This window comes from Roseomonas gilardii (assembly GCF_001941945.1).
GTDB lineage: Bacteria > Pseudomonadota > Alphaproteobacteria > Acetobacterales > Acetobacteraceae > Roseomonas.
The window spans coordinates 58262-80396 of record NZ_CP015584.1; the positions used below are offsets into that span (position 1 = coordinate 58262).

The window sequence follows — 22135 nt, forward strand, 5'->3', positions numbered from 1 at the left end:
CTTCATGCCTTCCAGATCTCCCCGTAGCCCTGCCTGCGCCCGAGCTGCGCCCTTCACCGGGGGGTGGAGGGCATCGGGGGGACGCCGGACAGCCTGCGTGGTCGTCCGGGCCAGGGCCATCGGCGATGGCCGGTCCGCTCGACCCTCCGGACAGGCCAGCCGCCCGGTGGATAAGGCGCCGGTGGAGTCCCGATCGCCGTGACCGACCAGAACGAGAAGCGGCCCTGGACCGAGGCCGAACGGCTCGCGGCCCTGGACAGCTACGCCATTCTCGACACGCCGCCGGAGCAGGATTTCGACGACCTCGTCCGTCTGGCCGCCGAGTTGCTCGAAGCACCCATGGCCGCGGTGAACCTGATCGCGGAGAGCAGGCAGTGGTTCAAGGCCGAGGTTGGCCTCGGCGTGCGGGAGATGCCGCTCGACGATTCGATCTGCTCCCGGATGCTGCTCCAGCGCGGCGAGCTGATCGTCCCGGACCTGCTGGAGGACCCCCGCTTCAGCTGCAACCCGCTGGTCAATGCGGGGTCCGGGCTGCGGTTCTACGCGGGCGAGCTGCTGCAGACTCCGGACGGGCTACCCCTGGGCACGCTGTGCGTCCTCGACACGAAGCCCCGGCCGGAGGGCCTGACGGCCCGGCAGCGCTTCGTTCTGAAGACGCTGGCCCGGCAGGTGATGAGCCAGCTCACCCTGCGGCTGAGCCTGGCGCGGCAGGCCCGGTCCGAGGCGCTGCGGCGGCAGGTCCTGGACAGCGCCAACGACTTCGCCATCATCAGCACGGATCTGGCGGGCCGGGTCAGCGGCTGGAACGCCGGGGCGGCGAACATCCTGGGCTGGACGGAGGCCGAGATTCTCGGCCGGCCGGCGGATGTGATCTTCGTGCCGGAGGATCGGGCGGCCGGCCTCCCGGAAGTCGAGATGGAGCGGGCGGCCCGGAACGGCCGGGCCGCCGACGAACGCTGGCACCGGCGCAAGGATGGCTCCCGCTTCTGGGCTTCCGGCGAGACGATGCCGCTGCGGGACGAGCGGGGAGCCCATACCGGCTACCTCAAGCTGCTGCGGGACCGGACCGAGCAGCACTTCGCGGGCCAAGCGCTGGAAGCGGTCAACGAGCGCTTCCGACTGGCGCAGCGGGCGACCCGCGACGCGATCTGGGACTGGAGCCTCACGGACAACAGCGTGCTCTGGAACGAGGCGCTGGAAGATGCCTATGGCTGGACCCCTGGGCAGGTGGAGCCGACCGGCGACTGGTGGATCGCCCAGATCCATCCCGAGGACCGGGCGCGGGTGGACCACAGCATCCATGCGGTGATCGCCGGAGCCGGCACGGGCTGGACGGAGGAGTACCGTTTCCGCCGGGCCGATGGCAGCTACGCGGATGTGCTGGACCGCGGCTACGTCATCCGCGATGCGGCGGGACGTCCAATCCGCATGATCGGCGCCCTGCTCGACCTGAGCGAGCGCCGCCGGGCCGATGCCGCCCTGCGGGACCGGGAGAACCGGCTGCGGCTGGCCACGGCGGGGGCCCGGATCGGCACCTTCGACTATTGGGTGCAGACGGAGGAGCTGACCTGGGACGACCGCTGCCGCGCGCTGTTCGGCCTGCCGCCCGGGGTTCCGGTGAGCTACGAGGGCACCTTCCTGGCAGGGCTGCATCCGGAGGACAGGACGCGGGCGGACGCGGCGGTGCGGCAGTCCCTGGACCCGGCGGGGTCGGGCCGTTTCGCCGCCGAATATCGCACCGTCGGGCTGCAGGACGGGATCGAGCGCTGGGTCTCGGCCCAGGGCGAGACGCATTTCGAGGATGGCCGGCCGGTGCGGCTGATCGGAACCGTGCTCGACATCACCGACCGCAAGAAGGCCGAGGAGGCCCTGCGCGAAAGGGAGACCCGTTACCGCACCCTGTTCAACTCGATGGACGACGGCTTCTGCATCATCGAGTTCTTCGACGGGCCGCACGGACCGTTGAGCGACTACGTCCATGTCGAGGCCAATCCCGGCTATGAGCGGCATACCGGCATCCCGGACATCGTCGGCAAGACGATCCGCGGCTTCGCGTCCGATGAGGCGGATGGCTGGGTCGAGCTCTACGGCGAGGTGCTCCGCACCGGCCAGCCGATCCGCTTCGAGCGCTATTTCGCTGCGGCAGGGCGCCATATCGACGTCTCGGCCGCCCGGATCGAGCCAGCGAGCCGGCGGCAGGTGTCGGTGCTGTTCCGCGACGTGACGGCGCGGCGGGAGGCGGAGGCTGCCCTGCGTGCCAGCGAGGCACTGGCGCGGGAGAACATCCAGCGCGTCCAGCTCGCGCTCGCGGCCGGGGCCATCGTGGGCACCTGGTTCTGGGACCTGCCGACCGACCGCTTCACGGTGGACGAGGCCTTCGCCCGCAGCTTCGGCCTCGATCCCGCGCTCGGACGCGTCGGCCTCAGCCTTGAACAGGTGGTCGCGAATGTCCATCCCGACGATAAGGCTGGCCTCATCGCCGCCATCAGCGAGGTCGTCGCCCGCGGCGGTGCCTATGCTCACCAGTACCGGGTGCGGCGCACCGACGGGAAGTACTACTGGATCGAGGCGAACGGCCGCGTCGATCATGCGCCCGATGGTACGCCCCTGAGCTTTCCCGGCGTGCTGGTCGACGTACAGGAGCGGCGCGCCCTGGAGGCCGAGCGCGACCGCGCCACCGCCGAGCTCCGCGCCCTGACCGAGACGCTGGAACAGCGCATCGCCGAGCGCACGGCCGACCTGCTGCTCGCGGAGGAGCAACTGCGCCAGAGCCAGAAGATGGAAGCCGTCGGTCAACTCACGGGTGGCATCGCCCATGACTTCAACAATCTGCTGACCGGCATCATCGGCTCGCTGGAACTGCTGGGCACGCGCATCGCCCAGGGGCGTTACAAGGATGTCGAGCGCTATGTCGGCGCCGCCCAGGGGGCGGCCAGGCGCGCTGCCGCCCTGACCCATCGCCTCCTGGCCTTCTCGCGCCGCCAGACCCTCGACCCCAAGCCGACCGACGCGAACCGCCTGGTAGCGGGGATGGAGGAGCTGGTCCGCCGCACCGTCGGTCCCTCGGTCGAGCTGGAGGTGGTCGGGGCAGCCGGGCTGTGGCCGACGCTGGTCGATCCCAACCAGCTGGAGAACGCGCTGCTGAACCTGTGCATCAACGCGCGGGATGCCATGCCCCATGGCGGCCGGCTGACCATCGAGACAGCCAATCGCTGGATCGACGAGCGCACCGCCCGCGAACGCGACATCGCGCCCGGCCAGTACATCTCGCTCTGCGTCTCCGACACGGGCACGGGCATGCCGCCGGACGTGATCGCCAAGGCCTTCGATCCGTTCTTCACCACCAAGCCGTTGGGGCAGGGCACGGGGCTGGGCCTTTCGATGATCTATGGCTTCGCCCGGCAGTCGGGCGGGCAGACGCGCATTTATTCGGAGGTCGGGCGGGGCACGACGGTGTGCCTGTACCTGCCGCGGCACCAGGGCGAGGCCGAGGCGGCCGAGGCCATGCCCGTGCCGGTGGAGGCACCCCGGGCCGAGTGCGGGGAGACGGTCCTGGTGGTGGACGACGATCCCACCGTGCGGATGCTGGTGATGGAGGTGCTGGAGGAGCAGGGCTACGCTGCCATCGAGGCGGGCGACGGTGCCTCGGGCCTCCGGGTGCTGCAATCCGACACCCGCATCGACCTGCTGGTGACCGATGTCGGGCTGCCGGGCGGCATGAACGGGCGGCAGATGGCCGATGCGGCCCGGGTCGGGCGGCCGGCGCTGAAGGTGCTGTTCATCACCGGCTATGCCGAGAACGCCGTGGTGGGCGATGGGCACCTGGAGCCGGGCATGCATGTCCTGACCAAGCCCTTCGCCATGGATGCCCTGGCCAACCGCATCAGGGAACTGATCGCCGCGGGATAGGCCGCTCCCGCCACGACAACGGATAGTGGACCGGCGCTCCGGTCCGCTCCCGGCAACCGGAGTCGGTGGCGGGACCGCCCGCGCGAGGGCCTGTGCAGCCGGGCGCCGGCATCCATCCATTGGTGCGGTAAGCGGCATTCCGCATCCCCCGCCGCCCCCGGGGCTTGAGGCCTGGTGCCGCATCGCGTTACGCTCCCCGGTGCCGTCATTCCAGTATGTTCCTGGCATCGCGGCCGGGTGTTCCACCGGGCCATGGGCTGTCGCACCTTGCCCCAGGGGGTATGCCGTGCGGCCTTCCTGGGTTCCGTGGCAGCCGGGCAGGGCAATGGTGTTCGCCCGCGCTGGCCGGGAGCGCACCGCGCGGGGGCATGATGGCGGGGCATCTGATCGTACGGCGCATGTCCGGTCCGGACGATCCAGCGAAGGGCTGATCATGAACTACGTTCCGAAGACCAACGACATCGCCGGGCTGATCGAGGCCGACCGCGCCCATGTCTGGCACCACCTCTCCCAGCACAAGGCCTACGAGACCGTCGATCCGCAGCTGATGGTCGAGGGCCGCGGCATGCGCGTGTGGGATGCCAAGGGCAAGGAGTACCTGGACGCCACCTCCGGCGGGGTCTGGACGGTCAATGTCGGCTATGGCCGTGAGTCCATCGCCGATGTGGTGCGCGACCAACTGGTGAAGCTGAACTACTTCGCCGGCGCCAAGGGCAGCGCGCCGGGCGCGGCCTTCGCGAAGCGGCTGATCGAGAAGATGCCGGGCCTGAGCCGCGTCTACTACTCGAACTCCGGTTCCGAGGCGAACGAGAAGGTCTTCAAGATGGTGCGCCAGATCGCCGCGCGCCATCACGGCGGCCGGAAGTGGAAGATCCTCTACCGCGAGCGCGACTACCACGGCACCACCTTTGGCGCCCTGGCCGCCTGCGGCCAGCCACAGCGCAATGCCGATTACGGCCCCTTCCCCGAGGGCTTCGTGGAGGTGCCGCACTGCCTGGAATACCGCAGCCAGTACCCGGATGCCGAGGATTACGGCATCGCTGCCGCCAACGCGATCGAGGAGGTCATCCTGCGCGAGGGGCCGGACACGATCGGCGCCATCTGCCTGGAACCCATCACCGCGGGCGGCGGCGTCATCACCCCGCCGGCGAGCTACTGGCCGCGCGTGCAGGAGATCTGCCGCAAGTACAACATCCTCCTGCACATCGACGAGGTGGTCTGCGGCCTGGGCCGGACGGGGGTCTGGTTCGGCTATCAGCAGTATGGCGTGCAGCCGGATTTCGTGACCATGGCGAAGGGCCTGGCCTCGGGCTACGCGGCGATCTCCTGCACGGTGACGACCGAGGCGGTCTTCGACCTCTTCAAGGACAACGCCGCCGACCCGATGAGCTATTTCCGCGACATTTCCACCTTCGGCGGCTGCCTCGCCGGCCCTGCGGCGGCACTGGAGAACATGCGGATCATCGAGGATGAGGGCCTGCTGGAGAACACCACCAGCATGGGCCAGCGCCTGCGCGACAACCTGCTGGCCCTGATGGAACGCCATGCGGTGATCGGCGATGTGCGCGGCTGCGGCCTGTTCTACGGCGCGGAGCTGGTGGCGGACCGGAAGACAAAGGAGCCGCTGGCCGAGGCGAAGGTCCAGGCCGTGGTGGCGAAGTGCATGGAGGCCGGCGTCATCATCGGCGCCACCAACCGCTCCCTGCCGGGACTGAACAACACCCTGACCCTCAGCCCCGCCCTGATCGCGACGGAGAAGGACATCGATCGCATCACCGACGCGATCGACCAGGCGCTGACCGCCGTGGCTGCCTAGAGCGGACCCCGGTCAGGCGGGATCGCCTGACCGGGTAAAGACGCTCAGGAAGCAGCAAGCCGGAACGGTTGAAGCGAACGGAAGCCGCTCCGGCGTTCCGTCCGCCAGGCTCGCCGCGCTGCGTGCCGCTCCCCGTGAGACCGTCGGCGCCGCGCCCCCGGCAGATGCCGGCGCCTGGCGTATCCGGTCCGGCTGCCCCGGGAACCGGTGGAACCGGCGCCGCCAACCAGCCACCGACAAGAGAGACAAGGGAAGAGGAAACCATGGTCGAAAGCAGCAAGCGGGATTCCGGGCGCCCGGCGGCCGGAAGCCGTATCGGCGTGGTGGGCAGCAACATGGTCGATCTCGTGACCTATATCGAGCGCATGCCCGAGGCCGGGGAAACCCTGGCGGCGCCCTCCTTCTCCATGGGCCATGGCGGCAAGGGCGCCAACCAGGCCGTGGCGGCCGCCCGGCTGGGGGCCGAGGTGATGCTTGTCAGCCGCGTCGGCGACGATCTCTTCGGCGAAGGCACGATCCGCAACTTCCAGGAAGCGGGCATCGACGCGCGCCATGTCCGCGCCGTGCCGGGCACGCAGAGTGGCGTGGCACCGATCTTCGTCGAACCCTCCGGCGAGAACCGCATCCTGATCGTCAAGGGCGCCAACGAGCACCTGCTGCCCTCCGATGTCGAGGCAGCGGCGGCGGAACTGCGCTCCTGCGGCCTGATCCTGCTGCAGCTCGAGATCCCGCTGGAGACGGTCTACCACACCATCGCATGGGCGGCGCGGGAGGGGATCGAGGTTCTGCTGAACCCGGCGCCGGCGACGCCGGAACTGGATGTCGGACGGGTCCTCGCCGCCACCTTCCTGGTGCCGAACCAGACCGAACTGGCCATCATGACCGGCCTGCCCACCGGTACGCGCGAAGAGGCGGAGCGGGCGGCGCGGGTGCTGGTGGAGAAGGGGGTCCGCACGGTGATCGTCACGCTCGGCGCCGAGGGGGCATTGCTGGTGACGGCGGAGGCGGTGCGGCATGTGCCGCCCGTGACGGTCCGGCCACGCGACACCAGCGGTGCCGGCGACGCCTTCATCGGGGCCTTCGCGCAGCATTACGTCCGCTCGCATGACATCGAGGCCGCCATGGCCTGGGGCGCCGCCTATGCCGCGGATTCCATCACGCGGCCGGGCACGCAGAAGGCCTTCGCGGATGCCGAGAGGTTCGAAGCCTTCCGCGCCAGCCTGCCGTAACCGGCATCCGTTTCGGGCAGCGCGACCTCACCGATTGGCGTGAAGAGCCTGTCCCGGCACTGGACGGGAGGCGCCTAAGGCTTCGGGACCGGCTCCTGCACCAGGGCGAGGCGCATCTCGCCGATGAAGCGGCGGCCCAGCGGCGAGAGCGGCTTGCGGTTCGACCAGAAGGCCCAGGCGGTGGCAGGGATGGCCGGCTCGAAGGGACGGATCTCCAGCGTTCCGGCCGGCAGCGGCGCCGCGGAAAACGGGTCCACCACCGAAACGCCCGTGCCGGTCCCGACCAGGGCGCAGGCGGTGCTGCAGGTGCGGACCTCCGCCCGGAACAGGAAGGGCTGCCGCGCCGACTGGAAGGCATGGCGGACGGCGGCCCCCATGCGCGTATCGGCATCCAGCGCGACCAGGCTGTGCGCGCCCAGATCCCCGGGTGTCACCACGGCAAGCCCGGCGAGCGCATGGCCCGGCGGGCAGATGGCGACCATCCGCGCTTCGGCCAGAACCTCCACCTCCAGCGTGGCCTGAGGCCCCAGGCCGAGCCCGATGCCGAGATCGGCGGCCCCGCTCTCCACGGCGCGGACGACGTCGTTCAGGTCGCGGATGTCGAAATGGATCTTCAGCTTCGGATGGCGCCGGGCGAAGCCGCCCAGCACCCGTGGCACCACGCCCTGTCCCAGGGGCGGTGTCGAGAGGATGCGCAGCCGGCTGGTCTTGGCCTCGCGCAGGTCCTGGAGGCGCTCCGTCAGCGCCGCATGCAAAGCGAGCAGGGGCTCCGCCTCCTCCTGCACGATGCTCGCCGCTTCCAGCGGATGGAGGCGGTTGTTGACGCGCTCGAAGAGTGGAAAGCCGAGTTGCATCTCGATCTGGCGAATGGCGGTGCTGACCGCGGGCTGCGACAGGCTCAGGTGCCGTGCCGTGGCCATGGTGGTCTGGAAGCGAACCATGGCGCGGAGGATTTCGAGTTGGCGCAGCGTAAGCATGAGGCAAACTATAAAGGAACTCTATAATTCTAGCGATTATTCCATAGAATCTATCCTTGCGATGCCCCGCATCGCTCCGCATGATCGGGTCAGTTCCGGCCAGATAAGGTTTCCCTGCATGTCCCGCACCCTCCGCCTCGCCGCCGCCCAGATGGGACCCACCCAGCGCGCGGACAGCCGGGAGGCGGTGCTGGCCCGCCTGATCGCGCTGCTGGAACAGGCGGCGGGCCAGGGGGCGCAGCTCGTGGTCTTCCCCGAACTGGCCTTCACCACCTTCTTCCCCCGTTGGCTGCTGGAGGGGGCGGAGCTTGACCAGTACTACGAGAGCGCCATGCCCAACCCGCAGGTGCAGCCGCTCTTCGACCGCGCGAAGGCGCTCGGGGTGGGCTTCTATGTCGGCTATGCCGAGCGCACGCCGGAGGGGCAGCGCTTCAACAGCGCCATCACCACCGGGCCGGACGGGAGCATCCTGGCCAGGTATCGCAAGGTGCATCTCCCCGGCTCGGTCGAGCCACGCCCGGGCGACCGCTTCCAGCAGTTGGAGAAGCGTTACTTCGAATACGGCGACCAGGGTTTCGAGGCCTTCCGGGGTCCGAAGGCCTGGGGCAGGCCGGTGATGGGCATGCTGATCTGCAACGACCGCCGCTGGCCGGAAGCCTGGCGTGCCTATGGGCTGCAGGGCATGGAATTGATGCTGATCGGCTACAACTCCGCCGCCTATGACCCGAATGGCGGCAGCACCGAGAACGAGGAGATCCGCACCTTCCACTCCAACCTGGCGGCGCAGGCCAATGCCTACATGAACGCGACCTGGGCGGTGAGCGTGGCCAAGGCGGGCAACGAGGACGGTTCGGGGCTGATCGGCAGCTCGGTGATCGTCGATCCGAACGGAGTGATCGTGGCGCAGGCGAAAACCCTGGGCGACGAGGTGGTGGTGGCCGACTGCGACCTCGACGCCTGCCGCCAGGGCAAGGAGAAGATGTTCAACTTCGCCGCCCATCGCCGCCCCGAGCACTACCGCCGCATCACCGAGCAGGGCGGCGCCATCACTCCCGACTGATCCGCTCGACTTACACGGGGCCGGAGGATCGCCTCGCGGCACCTGCGGCCTTTGAAGGCGAACGGCCCGTTCCGCAGGAGAGGCTCCCGGCATGTCCCGTATCCTGGTGGTCAACCCGAACAGTTCCGCGAGCTGCACCGACACGATCCGGGATGCGGTGCAATCCCTGGTCCTGGCGCATGGTCCGCGGCTGGAGGTGACCGGCCTGCCGGAGGGGCCGCCAGCCATCGCGACCTGGAGCGACTGGCACGCAGTGGCCGAGCCGCTCTGCCGTCTCGTGGAGGCGGAGCCGGCCGAGGCCTATGTCATCGCCTGCGTCTCCGACCCGGCCATCGACCTGCTCCGCAGCGTGACCCCGCGGCCGGTCCTCGGCGCGCTGCGTTCCGGCATCGCCGCCGCGGTGGCGCGGGGCGAGCGTTTCGGCATCGTCGCCTTCGTCGAGGCGAGCGTGCAGCGTCAGCGCCGCGTGTTGCAGGCCATGGGCCTGGAGGCGCGCTGCGTCGCGAGCCTGCCGCTGAACCTGCCCATGGAGGTCCTGACGGGCACGGAAGGACCCCGGCCCCGCCTGCTCGAACTCGGGCAGGCGCTGAAGGCGCGGGGGGCGGACAGCGTGATCCTCGGCTGCGCCGGCATGGCCGGGCACCGGCGCTTCCTGGAGGATGCGCTGGGCCTGCCGGTGATCGAACCCTGCCAGGCGGCCGTCGCCCAGGCCCTGCTCGCTACCCTGCCATAGCCTTGGAACGGGAAACGGGTGCGCCGGATTCAGGAACGCCCGGACGGCGCCGGAGACTGCCGTCTCACTCAGCCCCGCGCCGTCCCCGGTGGGCCCGCGCCGCCCTCCGTGCTCCCAAAAGGCCGCTTCCGGTCGCCTTGAAGCGTGCAGGCGGCGTGGATCAACGCAAGGTGGCTCAGCCCTTGCGGCGTGTTGCCGAGATGGTCGCCGGTCAGGGGGTCCACCATCTCGCTCATGATGCCGACCCCGGGGGCGACAGCATCGAGCGTGCCGGTGAAGACCGCCTCGGCCTCCGCGTCGCGGCCCAGCATGGCCAGGGCCTCGGCCATCCAGAAGGAGCACGCCAGGAAGGCTCCCTCTTCCTGTTCGGCACCCGAATAGCGGTAGAGCAGCGCGCCACGGCCGAGCTCCGCCCGGATCGCGTCCAGCGTGGAGGACAGTCGCTCCCGCCCGTCGAAGCCGAAGCGCACGGCCAGGGTCAGCGAGGCGTCCAGCCTTTCGGTGCCGGGGAAGAAGGTATAAGCGCGTCGCTTCTCGGACCAGCAATGCGCGTCGATCCATGCCGCGATCCGGTCCCGCTCACGCTGCCATCGCGGCACGCAGGTGGAGGGCAGGTGCCCGGCTTCCGCCAGCTCCACCGCTCGGGCGAGGGCCTGCCAGGCGCTGATCTTGGACATGGTGTAGTGCTGCGGCTCCTCCAGCTCCCAGATGCCGGAATCCTTCTGCCGCCAGCGATCGGCGCATTCATCCGCCAGCCCGGACAGCACGCGGGCGCTGCGCTGGTCGATGATATGGCCACCGCCGACGAAAAGCGCCGCCGTCTCGAAGATGTCGCCATAGACGCCGTGCTGATGCTGGTGCGCGGCGGCATTGCCGATCACCACGGGGCCGGAGCCGCGATAGCCCGGCAGTGCCTCGATCACCCTCGCCTCCGGCGCCTTGTCGCCGCAGAGCGTATAGAGCACCCGGGGACCGTGCTCGCCCAGCCGCTGCATCAGCCAGGTGAAGGCGGCCTTGCTTTCCGCCATGGCGCCGATGCGCAGGAAGGCATTCACCGTGTAGGCGGCATCGCGGATCCAGGCATAGCGGTAGTCGTAGTTCTTGTCGCCGCCGATCCGTTCCGGCAGCGCGGCCGTGGCGGCCGCAGCGATGGCGCCGGAGGGTGAATAGAGCAGCAGCTTGAGAGCCAGGGCGCTGCGTCTGACCGCCTCCCGGTGCGGTCCGTCATAGCGCAGGTCCCCCGCCCAGCTGCGCCAGGCCTCGTCGCTGGTATCGATCCGCGCATCGATCTCCTCGATCGGCAGCACGCCCAGCGGCTCGTCCTCGGCGGCCAGAATGGCGACGGTCGCGCGCTCGCCTTCGGACAGCGTCACCGTAGCGGTGATGCTGCGGTCCTCCTCCTCCAGGATGCGGATGTTCGGCGTGCAGCGCATCATCCCGAGAAGCGGCCCGACATGGAAGACGCAGCCGTTCGGATTGGGCTGGAGCCAGGGCGAGGCCGTATCGCCGCGCGTGCCGAAGATCGCCCTGATGCGGAAGCGCACCGTGCCATCGAGGCCCTCGATGCGACGGGCCAGCTCGCTCCAGGGCAGGCGCCCGGCTAGGCTGCTATTCAGGGATTCCGTCACGCGCGCACGCCCGTCCGGCGTGGCGATCAGCGTCTCCAGGATGTTGCTGTCCGGGCGGTAGCGCCGCTCGACCTCGAAGGCGCCCTCGGGGCGGATCTGGAAATAGCCACCCTGCCCGGCATCGAGGAGCCGGTCGAAGAGGGGCGGGGAGTCCATGTTCGGCACGCACCACCAGCCCACCGCCCCGTCCGGCGTGATCAGCGCCACGGAACGCCCGTCGCCCAGCGCGGCATAATCCTGGATGGGAAAGCCCGCACCCTCGGGCGGGCTTTCCGCCGGGTCGGGAATGGTGGTTCGGAGTTTTTCTTGCGGCATCGCCTTTCTGTGGGGAGCAAAGCGGAAAGCGCAACCGCCGCGGCGGCCCGACCCCTGCCGGAAAGGCCCGGGACCAGGCGCCTGGCTGCCGCTTGATGCCGCGCGATGCGCCCCCAGTTGCCCTGCATGGAACCAGACCCTCCCAGCCCTCTTTCCGCCGCCTCGCCCATGGACCGAGAGGATACAGGCGCGATCCGCCTCGTCCTGCTGCATTTCCTCGGCGGCAGCGCCCGGGAATGGCACGCGGTGACGCAACAGCTGGGGGAAGGGGTCCGGCCGCTGGCCCTCGATCTGCCGGGCTTCGGCGCGGCGGCGTCGCAGCCGGGCTACTCCGTCGCCGGGATGGCGGATCACCTCGCCGGGGTCATCGCCGCCCAGCCCCCCGCCCGGTGGGTCCTGGCAGGGCACAGCATGGGGGCCAAGCTGGCGGCGGTGCTGGCGCGGAGGGCGTTCGACGGGGAGCCCGGGCTGGAGGGATTGGCCGGTCTCGTCCTGATGGCGGGTTCGCCCCCTTCGCCGGAACCCATGGCGGAAACCCGGCGCGCCGAGATGCTCGGATGGTTCCAGGGCCCGTCAGAAGAGCGGCAGGCCCAGGCGGCCCGCTTCATCGACAGCAATGTCGTCACGCTGCCGCCCGAGTCACGCCGCCTGGCGATCGAGGACGTGCTGCGCGCCAACCCCGCCGCCTGGCGCCACTGGCTCGAATCCGGCAGCCGGGAGGATTGGGGCCGGCGCGTCGGCATCCTCTCCTGTCCGGCGCTGATCCTGGCCGGTGGCGAGGACGCGGATCTGGGTCCGGCCGCGCAGCGGCGGCTCATGGCGCCGCACTTTCCCGCATCACGGGTGGAGACCCTGTCGGGCCTCCGGCACCTCCTGCCGCTGGAAGGGCCGGAGCGGGTCGCGGCCCTGATGCGGGACTTCCTGGCCGGCTGCGTGCGATAGGCGCCGCGTCAGCCGGGCGCGCCCGGCCCGGTGGCATCCGCGAGATCCGGCACGGGAAGAGGATACCGTTCCTGGAGCGCCTGGAAGGAGATCAGCTCCCCCGCGACGGCGCTGGCGGCCACGGTCGGCGGACTGGCAAGCCAGACCTGACCAGGGCCTGACCGCCCCGGGAAATTGCGGTTGATGGCGCTGACCGTCACCTGGGCCGGAGAGACCGAGACGCCGGGGCCGCAATTGGCGCAGGCGCCGCAGGCCGGCTGCAGGATCTCGGCGCCGATACGCGCGAAGGTGTCGAGATAGCCGCGTGCCGCGCAATAGTCCCGCACCGCCGCCGTTCCGAACTGCAGCAGCAGCCGGACATGCGACGGTGGCTTCAGGCCGCGTGCCAGGGCCCAGGCCAGCACCTCGTGGTAATGGTCGAAATCCTCGCGCTTCCCGGCGGTGCAGGAGCCGCCATAGGCGATGTCGATCCGCACTGGCCCGTCCAGGGCCGCGACGGGCACGCCCCGGCCCGGATCGCCGGGCGCGGCGAGCATGGGCGACAACCGCGACAAATCCAGGGGGATCACCTCGGCATAGGGTGCCCTCGGATCGCTGCACATCCAGGGTTCCAGCTCGAAGTCGATGCCGCGCCGCTCGCGCAGGAAGCGCCGGGTCTCGGCATCGGGGGCGACGATCCCGGCGAAGCCGCCCAGCTCGGCGGTCATGTTGGTCAGCGTGGCCCGCTCATCGACGCCGAGGCTGGCGATGCCTGGCCCCGCGAACTCGAAGACCTTCCCGACGCCCGTGCCGGCCTTCAGCCCGGGCAGGGCGAGGAGATGCAGCACGATATCCTTCGCGGTCACGCCGGGTGGCGGGCTGCCCCGCATCTCGATGCGCAGCACCTCCGGCACGGTCAGCCGCACCATGCCGGTCACCATGGCATTCGCCATGTCCGTGGTGCCGACGCCGAAGGCCAGGCAGCCCAGCGCGCCGCTGTGCGGCGTGTGGGAGTCGGTGCCGACGATGAGCTGCCCCGGCAGGGCATAGCGCTCCGCCACCAGCGCGTGGGAGATGCCTTCGGAACCCTCTCCGCCCGAAAGATATCCGTGATCCGTCAGCCCGTGCTCGGCGACAAAGGCGCGGTGCGCCTCCGACAGCGCCCGGACATGCGGCAGCAATCCGCGTTCCACATGCGCCGGGCTCCGGTGCGCGTAGGAATAATGGTCCTCGAAAGTCAGGATGGAGGCCGGGTCCTCCAGCACCGGTGCTTCGCCGAAAGCGCCGCGCAGCATGAAGCGGCACATCGCCGTGTAGATGTCGTGGATGAAGCGCCGGTCGGCGCGCACGAAGATTCCCGAGCCCGGTTCGAGCCGCTCCCCGGCACCCGGAACCGCCACGGCATGGCGGGCCAGGATCTTGGCGGCCAGGGTCTGCGGTCCCGGCGACACCGCCGGGCGTGCGCCGGATGCGTGCTGCAGCACGCTCCGCCCATAGGCCAGCAGCCCGCCGGCCCGCAGCACGGCGGCGGTGACCGCGTCCCGGCCTGCGACGAGCTCCTCCACCCCGATCGCCTCACCGCGCCGGATGCGCTCGACCAGCCCCAAATCCGTCGAGGTGAAGAGCCCGAGATTGTCGGCGTTCTGGCGGTAGATGCGCTCGAAGCTCTCCGCGATGACGAGCCGGATGCCGGCCATCTTCTCGGCCAGCGGGCTGTGCTCGCGGGAGGAACCCTTGCCGTAGCGTGCCCCGGCGACGGTGACCGAGAAGCCGCCTGCCCGCGCCATCCCCGGGCGGAAAGGCAGCACGGCACCGCATTTGACCCCGGTATAGGCATGGTCGGCCAGCGCTTCGTCGAAATGGACGAGCGAGGGCAGGGGGGTGATCTCGTCGGTAGAGACGTCGTCGCGCAGCCGCCCCGCTTCGGCAAGCGTCAGGTCACGGCCCCCGAGCTGTGCCGTGACCAGCTCCGGGTCGCCGGACAGGAAGAGGACGCGGCCCGGCAGATCCAGGCGGGCGTTCATTCCGCCGCCATCGGCAGGGTGGGCGCCCAGAGCATGCCCGCCGCCACCATGCGCTCGATCTCCGCCTCCGTCAGCCGGGCCTCCCGCGCGATCTCCAGGCTGTGCTCGCCGCTGCGCGGCGGCTGGCGCCGCAATCCCAGGCGGACGCCATCCACGGCCACGGGCAGGGCGGGCAGCCCGGCCAGCGGATGCGCGGCCGTGCCTCCGGGCACGACGCGGGCGGCGCCCTCGGCACTCGCCATCTCCGTCTCCAGCAACCCGCCCGAATTCAGCAGATGCGGGTCGTCGAAGAGGTCGCCTGGCCGGGCGATCGGCGCGAAGCTCAGTCCCAGCGCCTCGCAGCGCGCCATCAGCTCGGTTTTGGGCAGCTTGCGGAAGACCTCCGCGACGCGGGGCAGGTAGCGGGAGCGGTCGAGCACGCGCTGCGCCTGCGTGGCCAGGGCCGGGTCGCGCAACAGGTCCGAAAGGCCGAAGGCCTCGCAGAAGCCGCGCCACTGGGTTTCCGTCACGACGCCGACGAAGACCTGCTCGCCGGGATTGGCCGTGTCGAAGACGTCATAGACCGACCAGGGCTTCACCATGGCCGGATCGCCGAAGGAAGGCGGGTTCTGACCGGTGATGGCGGTGGCGGCCATGTGCTGCGCCATCAGCACCATGTTGGTCTCGAACAGCCCCGACTGCACATGCGCGCCGCGCCCGGTGGCATCGCGCTCGCGCAGCGCGCCCAGGATGCCGATCACGCCGAACATGCCGCCCATGATGTCGTTGACCGAGGAACCCGCGCGCATCGGCCTGCCGGGCAGCCCGGTCATGTAGGCGAGGCCGCCCATCATCTGCACGACCTCGTCCAGCGCCGCGCGGTGCTCGTAGGGGCCGGGCAGGAAGCCCTTGCAGGAGCAATAGATCAGCCTGGAATTGAGCGCGGAAAGATCGGCATAGCCGAGCCCGAGCTTGTCCATCGCGCCGGGGCGGAAATTCTCCAGCACCACATCGGCCTCGGCGGCGAGGCGGCGCACCAGCTCCAGGCTCTCGGGGCACTTGAGGTCGAGACACAGGCTGCGCTTGTTGCGGTTGAAGCTGGGGAAGAAGCCGATCGCCGCCCCCATCAGGCGCCGCGTGTTGTCGCCTTCCGGACCGGGCTCGATCTTGATCACGTCGGCGCCGAGATCGCCCAGCACCATGCCGCAGCTCGGCCCCATGATCATGTGGGTGAATTCCAGCACGCGGATGCCATGCAGCGGGCCGGTCGTGCCGCGCACCGTGGCCGGGGCGGTCTTCGCCGGGGCTGCCTCGGGTGCCGCGTCCTCCGGCCGGGCGACGGCTTCGCGCGCCGGGCGGAAGGTGCGCGGGATGCCCGCCCTGGCCACGCGGCCGTGCAGCGCCTCGCCGGGCAGGCCCTCCTGCAACAGCGCGCGCGTCCCGATCAGCGCGGCGAGGTCGATGCCCGTGTCGAAGCCCTCGGATTCCAGGAGATAGACCAGATCCTCCGTGTCGATATTGCCCACGGAGCCGGGTGCGAAGGGACAGCCGCCGAGGCCGCCCAGCGCGGCATCGAAGCCGCGCACGCCTTCCTCCAGCCCGGCCAGCACATTGGCCAGCCCGGTCCCCATGGTGTCGTGCAGGTGCAGGTTGCCGAGGCGCACGGGGCCGAGTTCCAGCCGCACGGCGCGCACCAGCCGGCGGACCTGCCGGGGGCTGGCATAGCCCAGCGTATCGGCCAGGGCGACGCCATCGGCGCCGGCCTCGGCCAGTTCGGTGGCCAGGGCGATCACCTCGCGCTCCGGCACCTCGCCCTGGAGGGAGCAGCCGAAGGCGGTGGAGATCCCCGCCTCGATGGAGGGCCGTGCGGGGCCGAGCGTGCAGGCCCATTCCACCACGCGGCGGAACTCCGCCACCTGCTCGGCGCGGCTGCGGCGGACATTGGAGAGGCTATGCGCCTCGCTGGCGGAAACGGGCAGGACGATCGCCTGCGCCCCGGCCGCGGCGGCGTTCTGCGCCCCGCGCAGATTGGGCGCCAGGGCCATCACATGCAGCCCCGGATGCGAGGCACGCAGGCTGCCGACGACCTCGGCGGCATCGGCCATCTGCGGCATGGCGGCGGGCGGCACGAAGCTCGCCACCTCCATCTCCGGGATGCCGGCTTCGGCCATGGCGGCGATCCAGCGCAGCTTCACCTCGGTCGGCATCACCGACCGGATCATCTGCAGGCCGTCGCGCGGCCCGACTTCCCGCACGGTGACGGTGGGTTTGCTCATGGCGTTCCTCATCCGCCCATCATGCCCCCGTGGAGCACGGAGATGAAGTCTCGATTGGCGAGGTCAGCGTCCGCCATCTGCGGATGCTGTCGCGGCCAGATGGTCCCGCAGGAGCCGTGCGGCGGGGGGAAGCATGGCTGCCGGCCGGGTGACCAGCCGCAACTGCCGCCGCGCCCAATCCTCGTCCAGCGGCACGGCCTGGAGAGCAGGCGTGCCGGCGCCCGTCCCGGCCAGCCCCTCCGGAACCACGGCGAGGCCCAGGCCCGCCGCGACCAAGCCGCGCGCCGCCTCCGTGGCCCCGACCTGGAAGCGGAATTCCAGCCGGTGGCCCAGCCTGCGCGCCGCATCGCCCAGGATCAGCGACAGCGCGCCGCCCTCCTGCACGCCGATGAGCGGATGCTCCAGCAACGCGCCGAAGCGCAGGGACCGGGCCTTGGCCAGGGAATGGTCCGGACGGCACAGGACGACCAGCCGGTCGCGCCGCCAGGGGCGGGCCTCCAGGGGAGGGGGGACCTCGCTCGCGCTGGTGATCAGTCCCAGATCCCCGCGCCCTTCCACGAGGTCGTGCAGGATCGTGCTGCTCGTTTCCTCCCTCAGCTCGACGCGGATGGCGGGATGGCGCGACGCGAAGCCGGCCAGCACCGCCCCCAGCTCGTGGCCCGCGATCACCGAGGCCGAGGCGCCCAGCCGGACGCTGCCCTGCCCGCCGCTGGCGAAGGCGCGGAAATCCTCGGCGAAGCGGGCCGAGAGGTCGAAGAGCGCGCGCGCATGCTGCGCCATCGCCTCTCCCGCCGCGGTCGGGCGCACCCCCCGCGCGCTCCGTTCCAGGAGAGGCAGGCCGCAGTCCCGTTCCAGCAGTTGCAGCCGCTTCGCCGCCGCCGAGGTGGCGATGCCGCAGCGCTGCGCCGCCTGGGTGATGCTGCCGAGTTCCACCGTCGCCAGCAGGATGCGCAGGGTCGTCCAATCGGCCTGGAAAGGGTTCATGATAGATGCCCATCACGGGATCGGGGTTGGCGCGGCGCGATGATGGCCGCTGCGGACGGGTGCCGAAAGACCGGCTTGGCTTGCGATGACCGGGGGGTTAGACCTGGGCCAAGACATCATCCGACCGGGACGAACCCGGCGGCAGGGAGGAGAACAAGGCATGAGGCGGCGCAGCTTCCTCGCGGCGGGCATGGCCTCGCTTACGGCCCCGCGGCTGGCCGGCGCCCAGACGGGAGGACGCCCGTCCTCCGTGCTGCGCGTCATTCCGCAGGCGGATCTGGCGGTGCTGGACCCGGGCATCACCACGGCCACGGTGACGCGCAACCACGGCTTCATGATCTTCGACACGCTCTATGGCCTGAACGCCGCCGGCGAGCCGGTGCCGGAGATGGTGGAGGGTCACGAGGTCGCCGATGACGGCCGGAGCTGGCTGCTGCGGCTCCGCAACGGGCTGCGGTTCCATGATGGCGAGCCGGTGCGGGCCTCGGATGCCGTGGCCAGCCTGCGCCGCTGGGCGCGCCGCGATCCGTTCGGCAAGACGCTGATGGCCGCGACCGACGAGCTGTCCGCGCCCGATGACAGGACCATCCAGTTCCGCCTGAAGCGTCCCTTCCCGCTGCTGACGCTCGCCCTGGCGAAGACGACGCCCTACACGCCCTTCATCGTTCCGGCGCGGCTGATCCCCTCCGATCCCAGTGCGCCGATGACGGAGATGATCGGCAGCGGCCCCTTCCGCTTCCTGCCCGCCGACCGCCTGCCGGGCGCGCGCGTGGCCTATGCACGCTTCGACGGCTATGTGCCGCGCCAGGGAGGCACGGCTTCTGGTGGCGAGCCCGGCCTTTCCAGCGGCCCGAAGCAGGTGCATTTCGAGCGGGTGGAATGGCAGGTGATCCCGGACGCCTCCACCGCCCTGGCGGCGATCCAGAACGGCGAGGTGGACTGGTGGGAGCGGCCGATCCCCGACCTGCTGCCCCTGGTCCGGCGCGACAAGTCGCTGCGTGCGGAGATCACGAACCGCGCCGGCACGATCGCCTTCATCCAGTTCAACCACCTGTATCCGCCCTTCGATAATGCCGCCATCCGCCGGCTGGTCCTGTCCGTGGTGGACCAGAACGAGTTCGAGCAGATGATCAGCGGCACCGATCCCAGCCTGCGCGGCGGCAAGGTCGGCATCTTCCTGCCGGGCGGCCCGATGGCCACCGGGGCGGGGCTGGAGGAGATGCGCGGCCGGCGCGACTTCGACGCCCTGAAGCGTGAGCTGGCCGCGGCGGGCTACAAGGGCGAGCGTGTGGTGATGCTGGTCGGCACCGACAGCCCGGTGAACAATGCCGTCAGCGAGGTCATGGGCGACCTGCTGCGCAAGATGGGCTTCAACCTCGACTACCAGGCGATGGACTGGGGCAGCGTGGTGCAGCGGCGCGTCAACCAGCAGCCGCCGGACAAGGGCGGCTGGAACATCTTCGGCGTCAGCGCGGATGGCGACTATTTCACCGACCCGACCGTGGTTCCGGCGATCCGCGCCAATGGCAAGGATGCCTGGATTGGTTGGCCGACCAGCGCGCGCGTGGAGGAACTGTATCGCGACTGGTTCCTGGCTTCGGACCAGGCGGACCGCCAGCGCATCGCGCGCGAGTTGCAGGTGCAGACGCTGCGCGAGGCCAACTGGATCCCCGTGGCGCAGGTCTTCCTGCCGACGGTGCTGCGCGCCGATGTGACGGGCGTGCTGCCGGGCTTCGCGAAGTTCTGGAACGTGCGGCGCGGATAGCCGGTTCCAGTCCACCGGGAAAGGGGGGGAAGGCGTGACGGGCATCGATCTTCAGGCGCTGGCGGAGCTGGAGCGCAAGGTTCTCTGGCTGGCGACCTGGACCATCCACCACGCCAACCATCTCCGCCCGAACACGGACGGGCTGAAGGTCGGCGGCCACCAGGCCTCCTCCGCCTCCATGGCGACGATCCTGACGGCGCTCTATCTGGCGGTCCTCCGGCCGGAGGACAGGGTGGCGGTGAAGCCGCACGCCTCCCCGGTCTTCCATGCGATCCAGTACCTGCTGGGCCGTCAGACGCGCGCGAAGCTGGAGGATTTCCGCGGCTTCGGCGGGGCGCAGTCCTATCCCTCGCGCACCAAGGACACGGACGACGTGGACTTCTCCACCGGCTCCGTCGGGCTGGGCGTGGCGCAGACGCTCTTCTCCGCGCTGGTGCAGGACTATGTGCGCGCCAAAGGGCTGGGCACGGACCGGCCCGATGAGCGCTCCGAGGGACGCCCCGAGGGACGTATGGTGGCGCTGATCGGCGATGCCGAGATGGACGAGGGCAACATCTTCGAGGCACTGCTGGAGGGCTGGAAGCACGGGCTGCGGAACTGCTGGTGGGTGGTGGACTACAACCGCCAGAGCCTGGACGCCGTGGTGCGGGAAGGGCTCTGGTCGCGGCTGGAGGCGACCTTCCGGAACTTTGGCTGGGATGTCGTGGTGCTGCGGCACGGGCTGTTGCAGCAGGCGGCCTTCGCCGAGCCGGGCGGCGAGCGGCTGCGGGCCTGGATCGAGAACTGTCCCAACCAGCTCTATTCGGCGCTGACCTTCCAGGGTGCGGCGGCCTGGCGACGGCGGCTGATGGACGATCTCGGCGACCAGGGCGAGGTCTCGTCGCTGCTCGCCCGGCGCAGCGACGAGGAACTGGCGCGGCTGATGGGCAATCTCGGCGGCCATGACCTGCCGACGCTGCTTCAGGCCTTCGAGGCGGCGCGGCTCCACGACCGGCCGGTCTGCTTCATCGCCTATACGATCAAGGGTTCCGGCCTGCCGCTGGCGGGGCACAAGGACAACCATGCCGGGCTGATGACCCCGGCGCAGTTCGAGACCCTGCGCACCGCCATGCGGGTCCGCGAGGGACATGAGTGGGACCGTTTCGAGGGGCTGGACCTGCCGGAGGAACGGCTCGCGGCCTTCCTCGACGCGGTGCCCTTCACTCGCGACCCGGCCCGGCGCTTCGCCGCCGTGCCCGTCCCGGTGCCGGCGGCACTGTCCGTGCCGATGCAGCCGCAGATGTCCACGCAGCAGGGCTTCGGCCTGCTGATGCACGAGATCGCCAAGGGTGACACGCCGCTGGCCCGGCGCATCGTCACCACCTCGCCGGACGTCACCGTCTCCACCAATCTGGGCGCCTGGGTGAACCGGCGGGGCCTCTTCGCGCGGGAGGAGATGGCCGATACCTTCCGAAAGGAGCGCATCCCCTCGACCTTCAACTGGCGCTTCTCGCCGGAAGGGCAGCACCTGGAACTGGGCATCGCGGAGATGAACCTGTTCCTGATGCTGTCCGCCCTCGGCCTGTCGCACGCGATCCATGGCGAGCGCCTGCTGCCCGTCGGCACGCTCTACGACCCTTTCATCGAGCGCGGCCTCGATGCGCTGAACTACGCCTGCTATCAGGATGCGCGCTTCGTCGTGGTGGCGACGCCCTCGGGGCTGACGCTGGCGCCGGAGGGCGGGGCGCACCAGTCCATCAAGACGCCGCTGATCGGGCTGTCGCAGGACGGGCTGGCCAGCTTCGAGCCGGCTTTCGTGGACGAACTGGCGGTGGCGCTGCGCTTCGCCTTCGCGCACCTGCAACGCCACGATGCACCGCCGCCCGGCAGCCTGCTGCGCGACGAGGCCGGCGGGGCGGCCTATCTGCGCCTCTCCACCCGCCCGCTGGAGCAGCCGCGCCGGCAGATGACCACGGAGCTGGAGCAGGACATCCTCCAGGGCGCCTACTGGATGCGGCCGCCCGGGCCCAATCCGGAGGTGGTGGTGGCCTATGCGGGGGCGATCGCGCCGGAAGCCATCCAGGCGGTGGGCCTCCTGGCCGAGGACCGCCGCGATATCGGGCTTCTCGCCATCACCTCGGCCGACCGGCTGCATGCCGGCTGGACAGCGGCGCAGCGCCTGCGTGAGTCGGGCCATCCCGAGGCCAGCAGCCATGTGGAGACCCTGCTCGGCCGGCTGCCCACGCATTGCGGCCTGGTCACGGCGCTGGACGGGCATCCTGCCACTCTGGCCTGGCTGGGGGCCGTCCATGGGCACCGGACCCGGGCGCTGGGCGTGGAGCGCTTCGGCCAGACCGGCACAATCGGCGACCTCTACCGCCATCATGGGCTGGACGCGGAAAGCATCGCGGCCTCGGCGCAGGCGCTGACACGGGGAAGGCCGGTACGGCACCTGCGCCGGGTTTCCTGAGCGGCACGGTCCCCGCCACTGGTCACCCGCCAGTCGCCGGGGCACCATGGGATTCGCCCGGCCTCCGGAC

13 protein-coding genes are annotated in these 22135 nt (G+C 70.5%); 8 read left to right on the forward strand and 5 right to left on the reverse strand.

Annotated elements, in window-relative coordinates; translation table 11 throughout:
• The first annotated feature begins 198 nt into the window (after window positions 1-198).
• From RGI145_RS24765 to rbsK, 3 genes are all read left to right on the forward strand, one after another.
• A complete protein-coding gene (locus RGI145_RS24765) occupies window positions 199-3909 on the forward strand; it encodes a PAS domain-containing protein (RefSeq protein WP_083671224.1) in 3711 nt (1236 codons plus the stop codon).
• A 433-nt stretch (window positions 3910-4342) separates the two neighbouring features.
• Window positions 4343-5725 carry an aminotransferase family protein gene (locus RGI145_RS19890; RefSeq protein ID WP_075800287.1) on the forward strand — a complete coding sequence of 461 codons (1383 nt, stop codon included), beginning with the start codon at window positions 4343-4345 and terminating at the stop codon, window positions 5723-5725.
• Window positions 5726-5988: 263 nt separating this feature from the next.
• Entirely contained in the window at window positions 5989-6954 is a 966-nt protein-coding gene (gene rbsK, locus RGI145_RS19895) for a ribokinase (protein ID WP_075800288.1), read from the forward strand.
• 74 nt (window positions 6955-7028) lie between these two features.
• Here rbsK and RGI145_RS19900 read toward each other — a convergent pair whose 3' ends face one another.
• Entirely contained in the window at window positions 7029-7931 is a 903-nt protein-coding gene (locus RGI145_RS19900; RefSeq protein WP_075800289.1) for a LysR substrate-binding domain-containing protein, read from the reverse strand.
• A gap of 118 nt (window positions 7932-8049) precedes the next feature.
• Here RGI145_RS19900 and RGI145_RS19905 point away from each other — a divergent pair, with 118 nt between their 5' ends.
• Window positions 8050-8991, forward strand: coding sequence for an N-carbamoyl-D-amino-acid hydrolase (locus RGI145_RS19905; RefSeq protein WP_075800290.1), 942 nt, complete (start codon window positions 8050-8052; stop codon window positions 8989-8991).
• 91 nt (window positions 8992-9082) lie between these two features.
• On the forward strand, window positions 9083-9724 hold the full coding sequence (locus RGI145_RS19910) for an aspartate/glutamate racemase family protein (RefSeq protein ID WP_075800291.1): 642 nt from the start codon (window positions 9083-9085) through the stop codon (window positions 9722-9724).
• 68 nt (window positions 9725-9792) lie between these two features.
• Here RGI145_RS19910 and RGI145_RS19915 read toward each other — a convergent pair whose 3' ends face one another.
• Complete coding sequence (locus RGI145_RS19915; protein WP_075800292.1) at window positions 9793-11667, reverse strand: glycoside hydrolase family 15 protein; 1875 nt, start codon at window positions 11665-11667, stop codon at window positions 9793-9795.
• Window positions 11668-11835: 168 nt separating this feature from the next.
• Here RGI145_RS19915 and RGI145_RS19920 point away from each other — a divergent pair, with 168 nt between their 5' ends.
• Entirely contained in the window at window positions 11836-12609 is a 774-nt protein-coding gene (locus RGI145_RS19920; RefSeq protein ID WP_075800293.1) for an alpha/beta fold hydrolase, read from the forward strand.
• An 8-nt stretch (window positions 12610-12617) separates the two neighbouring features.
• On the opposite strand, the gene RGI145_RS19925 is transcribed toward RGI145_RS19920, so the two are convergent.
• From RGI145_RS19925 to RGI145_RS19935, 3 genes are all read right to left on the reverse strand, one after another.
• Entirely contained in the window at window positions 12618-14612 is a 1995-nt protein-coding gene (locus RGI145_RS19925) for an aconitase family protein (protein WP_075800294.1), read from the reverse strand.
• Window positions 14609-16867 (reverse strand): hydroxymethylglutaryl-CoA lyase, encoded by a 2259-nt coding sequence (locus tag RGI145_RS19930; RefSeq protein WP_167668379.1) that lies wholly within the window; start codon window positions 16865-16867, stop codon window positions 14609-14611. The genes RGI145_RS19925 and RGI145_RS19930 overlap by 4 nt, the downstream gene beginning before the upstream one ends.
• 63 nt (window positions 16868-16930) lie before the next feature.
• Window positions 16931-17851 (reverse strand): LysR family transcriptional regulator, encoded by a 921-nt coding sequence (locus RGI145_RS19935; protein ID WP_075800295.1) that lies wholly within the window; start codon window positions 17849-17851, stop codon window positions 16931-16933.
• Window positions 17852-18011: 160 nt separating this feature from the next.
• On the opposite strand from RGI145_RS19935, the gene RGI145_RS19940 reads away from it, so the two are divergent.
• Both RGI145_RS19940 and RGI145_RS19945 read left to right on the forward strand, forming a co-directional pair.
• A complete protein-coding gene (locus RGI145_RS19940) occupies window positions 18012-19616 on the forward strand; it encodes an ABC transporter substrate-binding protein (RefSeq protein WP_075800296.1) in 1605 nt (534 codons plus the stop codon).
• Window positions 19617-19650: 34 nt separating this feature from the next.
• The gene (locus RGI145_RS19945; protein WP_075800297.1) at window positions 19651-22065 is read left to right on the forward strand and encodes a transketolase; all 2415 of its coding nucleotides are present in this window, start codon (window positions 19651-19653) and stop codon (window positions 22063-22065) included.
• Window positions 22066-22135 lie beyond the last annotated feature (70 nt).

Excerpts from the sequence above, each read along its gene's own strand:
- RGI145_RS19925 (WP_075800294.1), bottom strand. The coding sequence starts at position 14,612 with ATGAACGCCCGCCTGGATCTGCCGGGCCGCGTCCTCTTCCTGTCCGGC.
- RGI145_RS19930 (WP_167668379.1), bottom strand. The coding sequence starts at position 16,867 with ATGAGCAAACCCACCGTCACCGTGCGGGAAGTCGGGCCGCGCGACGGC.
- RGI145_RS19940 (WP_075800296.1), top strand. The coding sequence starts at position 18,012 with ATGAGGCGGCGCAGCTTCCTCGCGGCGGGCATGGCCTCGCTTACGGCC.
- rbsK (WP_075800288.1), top strand. The coding sequence starts at position 5,989 with ATGGTCGAAAGCAGCAAGCGGGATTCCGGGCGCCCGGCGGCCGGAAGC.
- RGI145_RS19915 (WP_075800292.1), bottom strand. The coding sequence starts at position 11,667 with ATGCCGCAAGAAAAACTCCGAACCACCATTCCCGACCCGGCGGAAAGC.
- RGI145_RS19935 (WP_075800295.1), bottom strand. The coding sequence starts at position 17,851 with ATGAACCCTTTCCAGGCCGATTGGACGACCCTGCGCATCCTGCTGGCG.
- RGI145_RS19890 (WP_075800287.1), top strand. The coding sequence starts at position 4,343 with ATGAACTACGTTCCGAAGACCAACGACATCGCCGGGCTGATCGAGGCC.
- RGI145_RS19905 (WP_075800290.1), top strand. The coding sequence starts at position 8,050 with ATGTCCCGCACCCTCCGCCTCGCCGCCGCCCAGATGGGACCCACCCAG.
- RGI145_RS19900 (WP_075800289.1), bottom strand. The coding sequence starts at position 7,931 with ATGCTTACGCTGCGCCAACTCGAAATCCTCCGCGCCATGGTTCGCTTC.
- RGI145_RS19910 (WP_075800291.1), top strand. The coding sequence starts at position 9,083 with ATGTCCCGTATCCTGGTGGTCAACCCGAACAGTTCCGCGAGCTGCACC.
- RGI145_RS19920 (WP_075800293.1), top strand. The coding sequence starts at position 11,836 with ATGGACCGAGAGGATACAGGCGCGATCCGCCTCGTCCTGCTGCATTTC.